This window comes from uncultured Roseovarius sp. (genome assembly GCF_947489715.1).
In the GTDB taxonomy this organism is placed as follows: domain Bacteria; phylum Pseudomonadota; class Alphaproteobacteria; order Rhodobacterales; family Rhodobacteraceae; genus Roseovarius.
The window spans coordinates 135,101-150,563 of the sequence record NZ_CANLER010000007.1 but is presented as its reverse complement, the minus strand read 5'-3'; the positions used below and the strand labels follow the sequence as shown (position 1 = coordinate 150,563).

At 57.7% G+C, this 15,463-nt stretch carries 25 protein-coding genes; 4 read left to right on the top strand and 21 right to left on the bottom strand.

What is annotated here, in order from left to right; translation table 11 throughout:
- Positions 1-104: 104 nt before the first annotated feature.
- From rpsK to Q1B27_RS17265, 6 genes are all read right to left on the bottom strand, one after another.
- Positions 105-494 carry a 30S ribosomal protein S11 gene (gene rpsK, locus Q1B27_RS17290; RefSeq protein WP_085798477.1) on the bottom strand — a complete coding sequence of 130 codons (390 nt, stop codon included), beginning with the start codon at positions 492-494 and terminating at the stop codon, positions 105-107.
- A gap of 14 nt (positions 495-508) precedes the next feature.
- On the bottom strand, positions 509-877 hold the full coding sequence (gene rpsM, locus Q1B27_RS17285; RefSeq protein WP_085798478.1) for a 30S ribosomal protein S13: 369 nt from the start codon (positions 875-877) through the stop codon (positions 509-511).
- 194 nt (positions 878-1,071) lie between these two features.
- The gene (locus Q1B27_RS17280) at positions 1,072-1,719 is read right to left on the bottom strand and encodes an adenylate kinase (RefSeq protein WP_299849221.1); all 648 of its coding nucleotides are present in this window, start codon (positions 1,717-1,719) and stop codon (positions 1,072-1,074) included.
- Positions 1,716-3,080 carry a preprotein translocase subunit SecY gene (gene secY, locus Q1B27_RS17275; protein ID WP_299849220.1) on the bottom strand — a complete coding sequence of 455 codons (1,365 nt, stop codon included), beginning with the start codon at positions 3,078-3,080 and terminating at the stop codon, positions 1,716-1,718. Before secY ends, Q1B27_RS17280 begins: the two co-directional genes overlap by 4 nt.
- A 110-nt stretch (positions 3,081-3,190) precedes the next feature.
- Complete coding sequence (gene rplO / locus Q1B27_RS17270) at positions 3,191-3,664, bottom strand: 50S ribosomal protein L15 (protein ID WP_299849219.1); 474 nt, start codon at positions 3,662-3,664, stop codon at positions 3,191-3,193.
- Between the two features lie 230 nt (positions 3,665-3,894).
- Positions 3,895-4,254: a hypothetical protein gene (locus Q1B27_RS17265; protein ID WP_299849218.1), complete on the bottom strand. Its 360-nt coding sequence runs from the start codon at positions 4,252-4,254 to the stop codon at positions 3,895-3,897.
- A gap of 185 nt (positions 4,255-4,439) precedes the next feature.
- On the opposite strand from Q1B27_RS17265, the gene Q1B27_RS17260 reads away from it, so the two are divergent.
- Complete coding sequence (locus Q1B27_RS17260; RefSeq protein WP_299849217.1) at positions 4,440-4,883, top strand: hypothetical protein; 444 nt, start codon at positions 4,440-4,442, stop codon at positions 4,881-4,883.
- 145 nt (positions 4,884-5,028) lie between these two features.
- Here the strand turns inward: Q1B27_RS17260 and Q1B27_RS17255 are convergent, their stop codons facing one another.
- Complete coding sequence (locus Q1B27_RS17255) at positions 5,029-5,415, bottom strand: ectoine synthase (protein WP_299849216.1); 387 nt, start codon at positions 5,413-5,415, stop codon at positions 5,029-5,031.
- A 51-nt stretch (positions 5,416-5,466) separates the two neighbouring features.
- Between Q1B27_RS17255 and Q1B27_RS17250 the strand changes: the two genes are divergently transcribed.
- Positions 5,467-6,198 (top strand): VWA domain-containing protein, encoded by a 732-nt coding sequence (locus tag Q1B27_RS17250; protein ID WP_299849214.1) that lies wholly within the window; start codon positions 5,467-5,469, stop codon positions 6,196-6,198.
- A gap of 377 nt (positions 6,199-6,575) precedes the next feature.
- On the opposite strand, the gene rpmD is transcribed toward Q1B27_RS17250, so the two are convergent.
- The 11 genes from rpmD to rpmC all read right to left on the bottom strand — a co-directional run bounded on the left by rpmD (position 6,576) and on the right by rpmC (position 10,873).
- Positions 6,576-6,764 carry a 50S ribosomal protein L30 gene (rpmD, locus tag Q1B27_RS17245; protein ID WP_085802457.1) on the bottom strand — a complete coding sequence of 63 codons (189 nt, stop codon included), beginning with the start codon at positions 6,762-6,764 and terminating at the stop codon, positions 6,576-6,578.
- A gap of 12 nt (positions 6,765-6,776) precedes the next feature.
- A complete protein-coding gene (gene rpsE, locus Q1B27_RS17240; RefSeq protein WP_299849212.1) occupies positions 6,777-7,346 on the bottom strand; it encodes a 30S ribosomal protein S5 in 570 nt (189 codons plus the stop codon).
- Between the two features lie 108 nt (positions 7,347-7,454).
- On the bottom strand, positions 7,455-7,814 hold the full coding sequence (gene rplR, locus Q1B27_RS17235; RefSeq protein WP_299849210.1) for a 50S ribosomal protein L18: 360 nt from the start codon (positions 7,812-7,814) through the stop codon (positions 7,455-7,457).
- A gap of 12 nt (positions 7,815-7,826) precedes the next feature.
- Complete coding sequence (rplF, locus tag Q1B27_RS17230) at positions 7,827-8,360, bottom strand: 50S ribosomal protein L6 (RefSeq protein WP_299849208.1); 534 nt, start codon at positions 8,358-8,360, stop codon at positions 7,827-7,829.
- Between the two features lie 13 nt (positions 8,361-8,373).
- On the bottom strand, positions 8,374-8,766 hold the full coding sequence (gene rpsH, locus Q1B27_RS17225; RefSeq protein WP_299849206.1) for a 30S ribosomal protein S8: 393 nt from the start codon (positions 8,764-8,766) through the stop codon (positions 8,374-8,376).
- Positions 8,767-8,778: 12 nt separating this feature from the next.
- Complete coding sequence (gene rpsN / locus Q1B27_RS17220) at positions 8,779-9,084, bottom strand: 30S ribosomal protein S14 (protein ID WP_299849205.1); 306 nt, start codon at positions 9,082-9,084, stop codon at positions 8,779-8,781.
- Between the two features lie 19 nt (positions 9,085-9,103).
- A complete protein-coding gene (rplE, locus tag Q1B27_RS17215) occupies positions 9,104-9,667 on the bottom strand; it encodes a 50S ribosomal protein L5 (RefSeq protein WP_299849203.1) in 564 nt (187 codons plus the stop codon).
- The gene (gene rplX / locus Q1B27_RS17210; protein WP_299849200.1) at positions 9,660-9,971 is read right to left on the bottom strand and encodes a 50S ribosomal protein L24; all 312 of its coding nucleotides are present in this window, start codon (positions 9,969-9,971) and stop codon (positions 9,660-9,662) included. Before rplX ends, rplE begins: the two co-directional genes overlap by 8 nt.
- A 1-nt stretch (position 9,972) precedes the next feature.
- Entirely contained in the window at positions 9,973-10,341 is a 369-nt protein-coding gene (gene rplN, locus Q1B27_RS17205) for a 50S ribosomal protein L14 (protein ID WP_085892917.1), read from the bottom strand.
- Positions 10,342-10,420: 79 nt separating this feature from the next.
- On the bottom strand, positions 10,421-10,651 hold the full coding sequence (gene rpsQ, locus Q1B27_RS17200) for a 30S ribosomal protein S17 (protein WP_299849197.1): 231 nt from the start codon (positions 10,649-10,651) through the stop codon (positions 10,421-10,423).
- Positions 10,652-10,666: 15 nt separating this feature from the next.
- A complete protein-coding gene (gene rpmC / locus Q1B27_RS17195) occupies positions 10,667-10,873 on the bottom strand; it encodes a 50S ribosomal protein L29 (RefSeq protein ID WP_299849195.1) in 207 nt (68 codons plus the stop codon).
- Between the two features lie 517 nt (positions 10,874-11,390).
- On the opposite strand from rpmC, the gene Q1B27_RS17190 reads away from it, so the two are divergent.
- Positions 11,391-11,975, top strand: a complete 585-nt coding sequence (locus Q1B27_RS17190; RefSeq protein ID WP_299849193.1) for a hypothetical protein — start codon at positions 11,391-11,393, stop codon at positions 11,973-11,975.
- A 131-nt stretch (positions 11,976-12,106) separates the two neighbouring features.
- On the opposite strand, the gene Q1B27_RS17185 is transcribed toward Q1B27_RS17190, so the two are convergent.
- Together Q1B27_RS17185 and Q1B27_RS17180 are read right to left on the bottom strand one after the other, a co-directional pair.
- A complete protein-coding gene (locus Q1B27_RS17185; protein ID WP_299849191.1) occupies positions 12,107-12,313 on the bottom strand; it encodes a cold-shock protein in 207 nt (68 codons plus the stop codon).
- 540 nt (positions 12,314-12,853) lie between these two features.
- Positions 12,854-13,474, bottom strand: coding sequence for a 2OG-Fe(II) oxygenase family protein (locus Q1B27_RS17180; RefSeq protein WP_299849189.1), 621 nt, complete (start codon positions 13,472-13,474; stop codon positions 12,854-12,856).
- Positions 13,475-13,630: 156 nt separating this feature from the next.
- On the opposite strand from Q1B27_RS17180, the gene Q1B27_RS17175 reads away from it, so the two are divergent.
- On the top strand, positions 13,631-14,071 hold the full coding sequence (locus Q1B27_RS17175; protein WP_299849187.1) for a GFA family protein: 441 nt from the start codon (positions 13,631-13,633) through the stop codon (positions 14,069-14,071).
- A 454-nt stretch (positions 14,072-14,525) separates the two neighbouring features.
- On the opposite strand, the gene Q1B27_RS17170 is transcribed toward Q1B27_RS17175, so the two are convergent.
- Positions 14,526-15,416: a cation transporter gene (locus Q1B27_RS17170; protein ID WP_299849185.1), complete on the bottom strand. Its 891-nt coding sequence runs from the start codon at positions 15,414-15,416 to the stop codon at positions 14,526-14,528.
- Positions 15,417-15,463 lie beyond the last annotated feature (47 nt).

Genomic DNA, 15,463 nt, shown 5'->3' with positions numbered 1-15,463 from the left:
CTCCATTCCAGTTCTGCCCTCATGTCCAAAAGGCGGAACGCCCGAGGTTAAAATGACGGAATGGGGCCGTGCAAAAACACGCGGCCCCATAGATAGTTAAACGATCAGACCCGGCGACGTTTCGGCGGGCGGCAACCATTATGCGCGATCGGGGTCACATCACGGATCGAGGTGATGTTGAAACCGACAGCAGCCAGAGCGCGCAGTGCGCTTTCACGGCCCGAACCGGGGCCCTGTACTTCGACTTCCAGCGTGCGCATGCCATGTTCCTGTGCCTTGCGGCCCGCATCTTCGGCGGCCATCTGCGCGGCGTAAGGAGTGGATTTGCGCGAGCCTTTGAAGCCCATGGTGCCTGCCGACGACCATGCAATGGCGTTGCCCTGCACGTCCGAGATCAGGATCTTGGTGTTGTTGAACGAAGAATTCACGTGAGCAACGCCGGTGGCGATGTTCTTGGAGACCTTCTTTTTGGTGCGTTTGGTATCGCGTGCCATTGATCAGCCCTCCCTTATTTCTTCTTACCGGCAATGGCCTTTGCGGGGCCTTTGCGGGTGCGTGCGTTGGTATGGGTGCGCTGACCGCGAACCGGCAGGTTGCGACGGTGGCGCAGGCCACGGTAGCAGCCCAGGTCCATCAGGCGTTTGATGTTCATCTGAGTTTCGCGGCGCAAATCGCCTTCGACGTTCAGGTTGGCATCGATGTGTTCGCGAACGGCCAGAACCTCGGCATCGCTCAGCTCGTTCACGCGACGGCTGGCGTCAATGTTCACGGCTTCACAGATGGCCTTGGCGGTCGAATGGCCAATTCCGGTGATATATGTCAGGGCGATCGGGACCCGTTTCGAGGTCGGGATGTTTACGCCGGCAATACGTGCCACGTGTCTTTTCCTTTCGTTGCGGTTCCGTAGCTCCAGAACCTTTTTTCACAACGTAGGCCCGAGACGTTTTCGCCCGGGCCGCAGCTGAATTTCTATGGTCGATTCCCCCTCGGGTGCGACCCGAAACAGAATCAATTCTCATGCGAGATGGTGCTGGTTATGGGGATTTTCAGGGGGCGTCAAGCCCCCGGCAATCAATTGTCCAACGCAGCCGCGATTTCGGCTTGAACCTCGTCGATTTCACCCAGACCGTTCACCCAGCTAAGTTTGCCCTTGGCGTGATAGTAACCGATCAGCATTGAGGTTTTCTTGTAGTATTCCATCAGCCGGTTCTTGAGGCTTTCCTCATTGTCATCCGCCCGACGGGTGAATTCCTTGGCCTGACCGCATTTGGTACATTTGCCATCTGCGGGGATCGGCTTGGTGATGTCATTATAGACCTCGCCACAGCCCGAGCAGGTCGAGCGTGCGGTGATGCGCGCCACCAGCGCATCATCATTCACTTCCATCGCGACAACCTTGTCCAGCGTCTCGCCAGTATCCTCCAGCAGCTTCGCCAGCGCGTCGGCCTGTGCCAGCGTGCGCGGGAAACCGTCAAAGATGAACCCGCCCTTCTTGTCGCCCTGCAGCTTTTCGCGGATCAGTCCGATGACAATCTCATCCGTAACCAGATCGCCACGCGCCATGACGCCGGCAACGATCTTGCCCATCTCGGTCCCGCTATCCTTGGCTTCGCGCAGCATGTCGCCGGTTGAAAGCTGGATCATATTGCGCCCTGCGACCAGCAGGTGTGCTTGTGTGCCTTTGCCGGCACCCGGCGGTCCAAGAAGAATGATATTCATCGGCGTGACGTTCCCTTTCTGCGCGAGCGCTTGCGACCCTTGCCGCTGAGTTGTGATTTTTCAATCAGACCTTCGTATTGGTGCGCCAACAGATGCGATTGAACCTGCTGGATCGTATCCATCGTGACCGAGACCACGATCAGCACCGAGGTGCCGCCGAAATAGAACGGAATCTGCAACTGGCTGCGCAGGATTTCCGGCAACAGACAGACCGCAGCCAGATAGGCCGAGCCCAGCACCAGCACGCGGGTAACCACATATTCCAGATACTCGGCGGTTTTCTTACCGGGGCGCACACCGGGCACGAAGCCGTTCTGGTTCTTCAGGTTCTCTGCCACTTCGTCCGGTTTGAACGACACGTTGTAGGTATAGAAATACGCGAAGAAAATGATCATCAGCGTGAAAAACAGAAGATAGGCCGGCTGCCCGGGTCCGAAATACGCCAGGATCGTCGACATGATCGGGCTGGTCTGATTGCCCGAAAACGTGCTGACGGTCACCGGCAGCAACAAAAGCGAGCTGGCAAAGATCGCCGGGATCACGCCTGCGGGGTTCACCTTGACCGGCAAATGGCTCGATCCGCCGTCATAGACCTTCATCCCCACCTGACGGCGCGGATATTGAATGTGGATCTTGCGCAGCGACCGTTCCATGAAGACCACAAAGGCGATCGTGGCGATCACCAGAAGGATCACACCGATGATCACAGCCGGGCTGATCGCACCGCTGCGGCCACTGGCAAAGAACTGTGCCAGCGCGGCGGGCAGTTCAGCAATGATGCCCACGAAGATGATCAGCGAAATGCCGTTGCCGACGCCGCGCGCGGTGATCTGCTCACCCAGCCACATCAGGAACATGGTGCCGCCAACCAGCGTGATCATGCACGAGACGATAAAGAACGTGCCCGGATCGGTCGCCAGACCGCCCGATTGCAGGCTGACCGCCATGCCGTAGGATTGCAGCGTCGCCAGACCCACCGTGCCATAACGGGTGTACTGGTTGATCTTCTTGCGGCCCTGCTCGCCCTCTTTCTTCAACTGCTCAAGCTGCGGCACCATCGCCGTCAGCAATTGCACGATGATCGAGGCGCTGATGTAGGGCATGATACCCAGGGCAAAGATCCCCATCCGCCCCAGCGCACCGCCGGTGAACATCGACAGGATGCCACCGATGCCCTGCGCGGCTTCTTCCATGAATGCGCGCAGCTCGGCACCGTCGATACCCGGCACCGGGATATAGGTGCCCAGGCGGTAGACGATCAACAAACCAAGCGTGAACAGGATGCGATTGCGAAGATCAGTGGCCTTGCCAAGCGCACTCCAGCTTGTGTTGGCGGCCATTTGCTCTGCTGCAGATACCATTCGCGGTCTCTTTCTAATGTCAACGCCGCCACAAGCTGTTTTCCAGCTCGGGCGGCGTCAAAAGGAAAACTAGAGTGTATGTAAGACGCTCACGCGCCTCTCACAACCTCTTATTCAGCCGCCTGCGCGGATGTGATGGTCAGTGAACCACCTGCTTTTTCCACCGCTTCCACGGCCGATTTCGAAGCGCCAGTCACTTCCAGCTGCACCTTGGCGCTGATTTCACCCTTGGCCAGAATGCGCACACCGTCCAGTTTGCGGCGCACAACGCCGGTCTCAACCAGAACATCCTCGGTGATGGCTTTCTTGGCATCCAGCTTTTTGGCGTCGACGAATTTCTGGATCAGGCCCAAGTTCACAACAGCAAATTGCTTGCGATTTGGCTTGTTGAAGCCACGTTTCGGCAGCCGTTGGTAAAGCGGCATTTGCCCGCCTTCGTACCCGGCAATGGCCACACCCGAACGGGATTTCTGACCTTTGATTCCACGACCGGCGGTTTTACCCATGCCCGAGCCCGGACCACGGCCAACGCGCTTGCGTTTCTTGGTTGCGCCTGGATTGTCGCGCAGTTCATGCAGTTTCATTTCGCTTCTCCTAAGCCGGATGTGACCCCCGAAGCGTAAACGGGCCAACCACGGCATTTCTTGATTGTTGAGTCGGCAGCCCCAAAGGGGCCACCGGGCGCGTATAGACCTGTTGGCAGTGACGATCAAGTGCTGAGATTGCCGCCCATGCACCCCCGGTCAAAACGCGATATGACCGCGATAGCATAGCATAAACGTCGGCCACACGCATCGTCTGAAATCTGCCCGTTTCAGAAATTGTTGGGATTACCGGTCCGCATCATGCCGGCGGCATCCGCCGCGCCCTCCTTGATCCAGATGCTGCCCTCCCCGCTCAGGATCGCGCTCCAGCAATCAAACCCCTTGCCATAATCCATGCAGCCTGAGTCGCCCTCGACCTTCCATTTCGCGGTGTATCCATTACCCCGGATCGTGCCGTCCGGATCATAATATTCCGCAAAAGGGTCCGTACCGGTGCTGCCCTGCAATGTGTTCCCACTCAGGTAGGTGCGAATTTCATCGCCTGTCGCCGTGTCATCGGCCAGTGCAAACTGAGGCGTCAGGACTATCACGGCGGCACTCAGGATCGTTCGGTTGGAAAATCGTTTCATCAGGTAAGTCTCCCTGTTTTCTGGTTTGACATCTTGCCTGCCGGCGCGAGCGGCCGGCGGTCTCAGGCAAAGCGCAGGGGCCGCCAGAAAGCGATAATCTGGATAGAAGTTAACGAATTCGGCAAAAGTGGTGGTACATACGCCCGAGGATCATACCCTCAGCTACCGGAGCGTTCGGAACCAGAATGATCAGTATAGAAGCCGTCTTTCTGGGCGCGACCCTGCACGGCATCGCGCTTGTCCTGCTCTTGCTCTTCAACGGTTACGCCAATCGCAAGGCCAATGTGCTGCTTTCGGTTCTGGTGGCCTTGCTGACGATCACCATGTGGAATGTCTATGTCTACCGATCTGATGCGGGCCGCGCCCATCTGATCATTGACTATTACCTATGGGTGAGGCCGGACCTGCTCAAGACCAATATGCAGGCTGAACATCAATACGCCCCGGTCCTTTCGGGCCAGGACGCAAGGATTGTCACGGCATCGCGGAGATCACCCCGCGACACCTTCAGCTTTTGTCGTCATCACGGGTTTCGCGCAGGTATTCCGTCCAATGCGGCGTGGGATCAGCCGTGGCGGATCTCATCTCTTGCAGGATCTGTTGCGCAGGTGTGGTCAGTGCCTCGATGAAAGACATCTTTCTGGATGGATCGGGCATTTTTCTGTTTTCCTATGGGGGGCATTACGCCGTTAGCGCCCACATATGCAGCCCCGGGGCCGACAACCACCTCCATTTCGACAGGCCCGCCTTGCGTTTCCCGCATGGATCAGCGGCTTAGCTTGACGCGGCATAGCTGCCATCCGCATCATGCGTCTCCTCACCGCTCAATGCCGGTGTGAAAATGCAGATGAACCGCAGATCACTTTTAGTGGCCCGAATGATATGCGCGTCATGCCGGTCCAGCACATACATCGTGCCGGGACGCAGCGGCCAGACGCGCCCCGTCGCCACCTCCTCGACTTCCCCCTCGCCTTCGATGCAGTAATTCGCCTCGATATGGTTCTTGTATTCCAGATGCTGCGTGCTGCCCTGCTTCACCACCGTGTCATGAAAGGAATAACCCAGCCCGTCCCCGGCCAGCAGGATGCGGCGGCTTTCGAACGCTTCACCAGTCACATGGGCGGAAGTGTTCAGCGTTTCTGACAGGGTTTTGACAAACATCGCGCGGTCCTTTCATTGATTTGGGGGCAAGTCTAATGCCAAGCTGCCAGTATGAGAACGGCCTTGACCTGTCTTGGCGCGCTGGCCCTGTCCGCCGCCATCACCGCGCCGCCCCCGGGCAGCGCCGCCTCGGGCTGTGCGGCGGATGCGATGCTGGTCTTTGACGGCTCCGCCTCGATGGCCGAACTGGGGTTCGACCCGACCGCCCCCACTCGTATTGACGATGCGCGCGTGGCCCTGCGCCGGGCCATGCCGCAGATCGCCCCGGTGCGGCGCGTGGGCCTGTTGGTCTATGGCCCGGGGCCCGAAGGCTCCTGCGACGGCATCAACCTGCATTTCGCGCCGGTCCCGGATGCCGCCCGCCCGGTGATCGAAGCGATTGAGACGGTCGATCCCAACGGGCTGACACCGCTGACCGCCTCGGTGCGCGCCGCAGCCGAAGTGCTGGAATACCGCCACCGGCCCGGTATCGTGGTGCTGGTCACCGACGGCAACGAGACCTGCGGTGGCCGCCCCTGCGCCCTGGGCAAGGAACTGGCCATCTCCGCCCGCGACCTCACGATCCACGTCATCGGTTTCCGCGTCGTCGCCGACCCGTTTGCCTGGGACAGCCCCGAGGCGGGTATCTATTCCGACGGCGCCTCTGTTGCCAAATGCCTCAGCGACGGCACCGGCGGCAGCTATGTGTCGACCGACACCGTGGACGAGTTGGCCGAAGCACTGCGCGAAACCCTGGGATGCACGTTGATCGGGCAAAGACAAACAGGCTTGCGCCCAACCTAGCCGCGTGATCGCCAGACCGCGGGATGGCGACCCAACGCAGCTGGGATGCACTTTATTCCAGCCACATCCGAACAACCTCACTACATTGTGCTGATCCCTCCAAATCGCTAGCCCTTGCGGGCGGTCTGGCGGTCACGCGGCGCCCTGCGGGCTTATTTCCGCGCGGGCTAAGAGTTCCATATCGAACACAAGGAAAGGGTCAGCTCGTCCAGAGCGACAAAGGTCACCCCGGAAACTGTCCGGGGGAATGCTGCCATGCCGGATCCAAACCACTACACTGCCATTGACACGATGAACTCAGAAGCAAAAAACCCCGGCCATTTCTGACCGGGGCGTTTTAATTCTCACTGTAGGCCGGGGTTCACCCCGGCACCACCTCAGCCTTTTTCTTCGACGATCTCAACCATATGCGGGATCTTGGCGATCATGCCGCGCACGGCCGGGGTATCTTCCAGCTCGCGGGTTTTGTGCATCTTGTTCAGGCCCAGGCCAATCAGCGTCTGGCGCTGTTTTTCCGGGCGGCGGATCGGGCTGCCGATCTGCTTGACTACGATGGTTTTGGCCATGTGTCCGTCTCCTTACGCTTCTGCGGCTTCGGTGGCAGCAGCCGGTGCATCATCCTTTTTCAGGATGTCGGCAACCTTCTTGCCACGACGCTGTGCCACCATACGGGGGCTGGCTTCGCGGCCCAGACCGTTCAGCGTGGCGCGGATCATGTTATAGGGATTCTGCGAGCCGATCGACTTCGCAACAACATCCTGCACACCCAGCATCTCGAAAACGGCCCGCATCGGACCACCGGCGATGATGCCGGTACCTGTGGGGGCTGTGCGCATGACCACTTTACCGGCGCCGTGACGGCCCTCGATATCGTGGTGCAGCGTGCGACCTTCGCGCAGCGGCACGCGGATCATCTGACGCTTGGCCTGCTCGGTGGCCTTGCGGATCGCCTCGGGCACCTCTTTGGCTTTACCCTTGCCGAAACCGACGCGGCCTTTTTGGTCGCCAACAACGACCAGAGCGGCAAAGCCGAAGCGCTTACCACCTTTGACGGTTTTCGATACGCGGTTGATTGCAACCAAACGATCGGCGAATTCCGGCGTTTCGTCGCGATCGCGACCTCCGCGACGGTTGTCATCTCTTGCCATAGTGGCGTCCTTTCCATGCGGCGCCCTCGCGCCTGTTATCGTCGATCCCAGTGGGCATGAGGCCCCCGGATCATCGAGGTGGCCCGATAAAAGGCCACCTACGCTGTCTTAGATTTTCAGACCACCTTCACGGGCAGCGTCGGCCACGGCCTTCACCTTGCCATGAAAGAGGAAACCGCCACGGTCGAAATAAGCTTCGCTTACCCCGGCCTTCTTGGCGCGTTCCGCAATCAGGGCACCCACTTTTGTGGCTGCTTCGACATTGTTCTTGCCGATCACGCCCAGATCCTTTTCCAGGGTCGAGGCCGAGGCCAGCGTCACGCCGTTGACGTCGTCGATCAGCTGCGCACTGATGTTCTTCGAAGACCGGTGAACGCTCAGGCGCACGCGCCCTGCATTGACCTTGCGAAGTTTGTTCCGAACGCGCAGGCGGCGCTTAAGGAACAGAGTTCTTTTGCTGTTTGCCATTTTATCGCGTCCTTACTTCTTCTTGCCTTCCTTCTGGAAGATATACTCGTCTTTGTAGCGAATGCCCTTGCCCTTATAGGGCTCGGGGCGACGCCAGTCGCGGATATTGGCCGCGACCTGACCGACGAGCTGCTTATCCGTGCCTTCAACGACCAGTTCGGTCTGTTTCGGCGCGGTCACAGTCACTCCAGCAGGAACCTCGAAATCAACGTCATGGCTAAGGCCCAGGTTCAGTTTGACAATATTGCCCTGAACCGATGCCCGATAACCCACACCGCGGATCTCAAGTTCTTTCTTGAACGTTTCGTTGCAGCCCTGAACCATGTTGGCGATCACGGTGCGGGTCATGCCCCACTGCTGACGCGCCCGCTTGGACTTGCCGCGCGGGGTCACGGTAACCTTACCGTCGTCGACGGTCAGCGTGACATCGTCAGTCGCGGTAAAGCTCTGCGTGTCTTTCGGGCCTTTGACCTCAAGGGTCTGGCCCGACAGGGAGGCGGTTACACCACTGGGCAGTGCAACAGGTTGTTTTCCGATACGAGACATTTCTCAGGCCCCCTTAGAATACGGTGCAGAGCACTTCGCCGCCAACATTGTGGCTGCGGGCACTTGCGTCCGACATCACGCCTTTCGACGTAGAGACAATCGACACGCCCAGGCCCTGACGGACCTGCGGGATGTCCTTGACGCTCAGGTACACGCGACGACCGGGTTTCGAAACCCGTTTCATTTCACGAATAACCGGAGTGCCTTCGAAATACTTCAGGCTCACCTCGATGGCCGGATGACCATCCTTGCCGGTGGCAGCCTCGAAGCCGCGAATATAGCCTTCATCCGCCAGCACGCTCAGCACGCGCTCGCGCATCTTCGACGCAGGCATCGTCACGGTGGATTTGCCGCGCATCTGGCTGTTGCGGATACGGGCCAGCATATCGCCGATAGGATCATTCATATCAAATCTCCCTTACCAGCTGGATTTCACGAGGCCGGGGGCCTGGCCGTTCGAGCCAAGCTCGCGCAGCGCGATCCGCGACACTTTGAGTTTGCGATAAAACGCATGCGGACGACCGGTCAGCTGGCAACGGTTGTGCAGCCTTGTGGCCGAGCTGTTGCGCGGCAGTTTCGCCAGCTTCAGGGAGGCGCGGAAACGCTCTTCCATCGGCTTGGCTTCGTCATTCACGATCTCTTTCAGCGCAGCACGCTTGGCAGCATATTTCTCAACCAGCTTCTGACGCTTCTTCTCGCGTTCGATCATTGCTTTTTTAGCCATAAGTCTTTCCTCCCGCCGCTCAGCTGTTGAAGGGCATGTTGAATTGCTTCAACAGCGCCTTGGCTTCAGCGTCGGTTTGCGCCGTGGTTGTGATAATGACATCCATGCCCCACATCTCATCGACCTTGTCGAAGTTGATCTCGGGGAAAACGATGTGTTCCTTGATGCCCATGGCATAGTTGCCACGCCCATCGAACGACTTGCCCGAAACACCGCGGAAGTCGCGGATACGGGGCATCGCGATGGTGATCAGGCGATCCAGGAATTCATACATCCGGTTGCCGCGCAGGGTCACTTTCGCCCCCATCGGCATGTCTTCACGCACCCGGAACCCGGCGATCGAGTTCTTGGCCTTGGTGACGACCGCGTGCTGACCTGCGATTGTGCTCAGGTCTTCCTGTGCCGACTTGGCTTTCTTGCTGTCTTTGACAGCCGCCTTGCCGCATCCGATGTTCAGAACGATCTTGTCCAGCTTGGGGATCATCATCTCGTTCTTGTAGCCGAACTCTTCTTTCAGAGCGGCGCGGATGGTCTCGCGGTACTGGGTTTTCAGACGCGGGGTATAGTTTGCAGTATCAAGCATCGATCACGTCCCCCGTGGTCTTGGCAAACCGTACCTTCTTGCCGTCTTCAACCTTGAAGCCGACGCGGGTCGCTTTGCCGTTCTTGTCCAGGAATGCCAGGTTGCTCAGTTCGATCGGCATCGCCTTGGGGATGCGGCCGCCCTGGCTGGTCTGGCTTTGCTTGGTGTGGCGGATCGCCATGTTGATGCCATCGACAACGGCCTTGCCGGCTGTCGGATCGACGGATGCGATGGTGCCTTCCTTGCCCTTGTCCTTACCGGCAAGAACGACGACCTTGTCGCCTTTTTTCAGTTTCGCAGCCATATCACAGCACCTCCGGGGCGAGCGAGATGATCTTCATGAAGTTCTTGCCGCGCAGTTCGCGTACAACCGGCCCGAAGATACGGGTTCCGACCGGCTCACCTGCGTTGTTCAGGATCACGGCGGCGTTGCGGTCAAAGCGGATGGCGGTGCCATCTTCACGACGGACTTCCTTGGCGGTGCGTACGACAACGGCCTTGCGGACGTCGCCCTTCTTCACGCGACCACGCGGGATGGCTTCCTTGACCGAGACGACGATGATGTCGCCCACGGATGCGTATTTACGCTTGGAACCCCCCAGGACCTTGATGCACTGAACACGGCGCGCGCCGCTATTGTCAGCAACATCCAGGTTGGTTTGCATCTGGATCATTTGGTTTCTCCCGACCTATGGGGGGCGATGCATTGCCTTGTCCCCAGGGTTTCGAATAATGCCAAAAGGCGCCGGAGCTTTACGCTTCCAACACCTCCCAACGTTTCGTTTTCGATTTCGGTGCGCATTCGATGATGCGGACTTGGTCACCGACCTTGAAAGCGTTCTTTTCATCGTGAGCCCGGTATTTCTTGGACTTACGGATGGTCTTTGCCAGAACCGGGTGCTTGAAACGGCGTTCAACCGACACGGTGACTGTCTGTGCGTTCGCGTCGGAGGTCACGACGCCTTGCAGAATACGCTTGGGCATGGGGCTCTCTCCTTCTTACGCGTCTTTGGCCGCTTCGGCGGCTTTTTCATTCAGGATGGTCAGCACACGGGCCGCATTGCGGCGGGCTTCACGCATCTTTGCAGGGTTTTCCAGCTGGTTTGTGGCCGACTGAAAGCGCAGGTTGAACTGCTCTTTCTTCAGCGCCACCAGATCTTCACGCAGCTGATCCGGCGTCTTGTCACGTAGTTCCTGGGCGTTCATATCGCCTTTTCCTCTCTCAAAACACCGGCAAGCCCCTGACGTTGGTACAGGGTAACCAGAAACCCGGTGGATGAATTGCAAAACAAAGACGAATCCCGGTCGCCCGGAATCCCTCAGATGGGGCCGTATAAGGGAGGCACCCTGAGAGAGCAAGGGAAAGTTTAAAGTTTGCGCAGGCAGGCTGAAACCCTGGTTTTTACACCTGCCTGCGACGCAACGATTTCACTGGTCCTCTTCTCTGGCCCTCTTCACTGGGCCCCTTCTACTGGCCCTCACGTTGCCCGTGGATTAACGCAGAACAGCTGAGGTGCCCATATGCGCAGATGTGCCAACGTCCTGACAGCTTTTGTGGAGGTGCAAACAGGCCGTCCGTTTATGATGGGGCTCTCCGGGTGACTTACCGAACACCCATTGATCGCTACTAATGAAGACTTTTTTGTCTTAGAGTTAACGACAGGTGCGGCACACCGCACAAATTTAATGCACTGATCCATATATTTTAACGGAGGAATTTGTCATGCGGAATCTAACGAAAAAGACAGGCATCTGGCGGCACATCAATAGGGTGCTGAGCATCGCCGCCTTGGTATTTGCGCTGCCTGCTGCAGTATCGGCCGCCACCTTTAATGTTGCGGCCGTCTTTGGCGGCGGACAGCTTGGGATAGTGAATTTTGACTTCACGATCACTGCTGATTTCACCGTGGACCACACCGATGAAACAGTCGGCCTCACAGTCAATTCGCTGACGTCACCCCTCTTCCCTGGGCAAGATCCGTTTGGATTGACGCAAAATCCGATCGGTTTTACTTATTTTTCAGCGGTCGACAGATTGATTTTCGGCGGTGGTGTCGTCAATTCACTGGCACAGTCGGAAACGGACTTTAGTATCGTGATCGACGATTTTCTAACGCCCCAATTTGTTGTAACCGGAAGGGACAGTTTGGCGTCATCTCCGTTTGTTTCCGGAAACCTGAATATCTTTGCGACTGTAACCAAAGTCGCCGCTGTACCCTTGCCACTGGGTTTGCCGCTCTTGCTGTCGGGACTTGCAGGGCTTGCCGGGCTCGTACGGATCAGGAAAAGCAAACAAGCTTTAGCATAGACTTTATCCTCACGTCGAAACCTGTTCCTCTTGTCGCTCGCTCCTTCCACTCTCCGCGGTTTACGGAGCACCGAAAATACAAACGGCGCCGAGTTTCCCCGACGCCGCCTGCGCATTCAGATCAGATCGACTTAGGCGAGTGCCAGGTTCGATGCCGATTCACGGCCGTCGCGGCCTGCTTCAATGTCGAAGGTCACTTTCTGGTCGTCGGCCAGGCCGGTCAGACCGGCGCGCTCAACAGCCGAAACGTGAACGAATACGTCCTTGCCGCCACCCTCAGGTGCGATAAAGCCGAAGCCTTTGGTTGAGTTGAACCATTTTACGGTGCCATTAGCCATACCGTAATCTCCTATATAGTGCTGCCCGCGTAAGTGCGGCAGCCCGGCGTAGTTGGTCTGGATCGAAAGACTGAGCGCCGGTTTAGAGGAGACAGAAGGACGAAAAAGAATAACGTAAGCCCGCTGTCCCTGCGGCAGTCAGACCGATAATGCAAGCACTATTATCGTTTTTCTTCCCTGACGCGTCGGAAAGACACTCCTGATCCGGCCCGGAATACACACTTCAGGCACCGTCGGTAGAGATCGCGGGTCACACATGCACAGACTGGATTTTCAGACCCTCTTGCCCGGTCGAATGATGACCCATTGGCGGGGCATGTCGCCCAGAAATTCGGGCGGAAAACCCGCACCCACTCCCCCAGGCACCGCCCGCCCTGTTAATCACGGCCTTCTCGGTGCCAAATACCGACGTAATACCGACGTGATACCGACGCAATACAGCCCGGGGTTTTCCCTTGTTAACCAGGGGGTTGAGGGATGATTCGACCAGATATCCACCAAAGGGCCAAAAGACAGCGGTTTTGCGCCCCGACGGTTGGTCTATGACCACCCATAATTAAAGCTGACGCTGATGCGTTCTTCCTCGGACATGTTCATCGGCACCTCGTGGCGTAGCCAGCTTTCCCAAAGCAGCACGTCGCCCACTTTCGGCGTCACGTAGACAAAGCTCCGCATCTCTTCCCGCGCGTCTTTCTGCCGGGCCGGGGCTGCCATCATCATCGCTGATCTCGGGTCCTCCAGCTTCAGCGCGCTGGCCCCGTCGGGCATGGCCACATAGGTCGTTCCGCTGATCACCGAATGCGGGTGGATATGGCTGGCATGGGATCCACCTTCCGGCAAGATATTGATCCAGATGTCCTCCAGCTTCAGTTCCCGCCCATCCAGATCGAACGCCAAATCCTTAGCAAATTCAGCAACATGCCTGTCCAGAAGCTTGACCAGATCGGCAAATATGGGAAACCGCCAGCCCAGATCGGTGAGCGACGCATAAGAGGTATAGCCCGGATAGCCGTTTTCTTCGCACCACCCCTGCCCGGCCTCGTCATCCTCGGCAATCGAATAGCACGAGGCTTCCAGCTCAGCCGCATCCGGTGCCTCCCCGAGTTCGGAAAGGGCGGCGCGATAAAGGCGGGTCACGAAGAGGGATCTGATCTCTGACATGGCCCCGTCATAGCCCAGCCTGCGGACCGTGGCGAGGGGCAGAATGGCCCGAAATCACCCGATTCCTAAGGCTATATTGCTTTTCTGACCCCGCTGTCGTCCCATGACAGATGGGCGCTCTTGCGCGCTCCAACCAATGACAAGGAGGATGAAACCATGTCCAGCCCATATTCCGGCGGCTGCGACCACGTCAAGATAGTGGCAAATGCCGAACCCATTGATAACCATGTATGTCATTGTAATGTCTGTAAAAATGTTACCGGTCAACAGACCACCCATGTCGCGTTCTTCAACCACGGTGATCTCAGTGGCGATCACGAGGAAAAGATGAACCGGCAGCCCTTCAACGCCGACAATCCCAACGGCCCGCTGGAGCTTTGCACCTGCGCCGATTGCGGTGCGGCGCTCATGCTCGATGACAAGGAAAGACGCATCCGCGTCGCCGTCCCCAACGTGATGGGCTACGATACCGCCGGCTTCCCCGATGCGACCTATCACGCGTTTTACGACGACAGCAAAGGCTACGCCAAACCCGACGATGGCCGCCCCGTCTATGACAGCCTGCGCCCGGATTTTTCCTGGCCCGCTTCTTCGTAACAATCTGAATACTCCCTGCCGTGGCAGCGGCAGGGAAGGTCTGGCGGACCAATTCCGGCCTCCGAAATATCCCGACGATGCGCCAACCCGCCGAGAATCAGGTTAACGCGCTGAAATCGCGGAAAAAACCCTTGTCGGTATAACGTCGGTATTTTGTCGGTATAACGTCGGTGTCGAAATCGGTGTTTTGCCGGGTTAACAGGGCGAGCGGCCACCAACGTCACCAAAGCGGACAAAGCGCCATTTCGCTGCATCTGCGCTAACGGCGGCCGGCGCGAACACACTGTCAATAACGGTTCTTTGCAAGACCGAATTCACAAGAGAATACACTTGGACACAAATGCCGGCAGAGAGCCCACCCCTGCCATCGCTCTTTCGCGCAGCGCGGGGTCACAGCATGAAGAACTGCCACTAGCCGCCTCGCTCACAAGCTGGAAACCAAACGTCGAGTGAGTTAGGTCCCCGTCTCCCACTGTCTCGTTTGTTTCGTAATCAGCAACCAGACATCGGCATCGGGCAGTGCTTCGCGCGCCTTTTCAATCATGCGCAGGTTCAAACTGTCGACGTCTTCCGCAAGAACTTGACGCCCGGGATCATAGCAGACTGTGATCTCCACACGTCGCCCCAGCTTTGTCACTGCCATGTCGCGCAGCGTGCCACCATCTTCGGAGATTATGGGACGTAGGGCGCGGCGGGCAATCGCCAATAGCTCGGGTCGCGCGGTCACACCTGCCAGTTCAGCCAGCCCTCCGCGAAATTCATTGACGTAAGTGCCTATGGCAAAAAGACATAACAGCACCACCACCAGTGAGTCTCCGATTGGCGCAACCGGGGCAAGCACCCCCTCGCTAAAGTAGTAGATGATCACCATACAAACACCCGCAGCCATGGTGATAAGCCCGTCAAAGAGAGTAGCTTTCGATTCCAATCTTAGAATAGCACTGGATTTTCCGGTACGCCGCCAGGCCGTATAATGAAAAGCCCAAAGTATGACACAGGTCAGGACGATCACTGTGAAATATATTGCCATTACGGCAAAATTGAGCGGTTCAGGATCAACGCCGTTCAGATAGTTAAAGATGTTGCGCGCTGCATTTGCCAGCGCGAACAAAACCAGGCCAACAAGGGAAAGCGCGCGGAATGTTGAGAAGATCGCCTCATCGGCGGCATATCCAAAAGGCCGCAACCTATCCGGTCCTGCATCAATGTTGCGGCTGATCCGCAGCGCGATCCAAGCCGAGCCAAATCCGATCATTGAAAACAGCCCATCAAGCATGATGGCATTCGAGTTCGACAGCAATCCGCCCAACACTCCTGCAGCAGCCATGAACAAATTTCCAAACATGGCAACGCGAAGCGCCCTGCCTTCTACCTTTGGCCTGTCGAGAATTG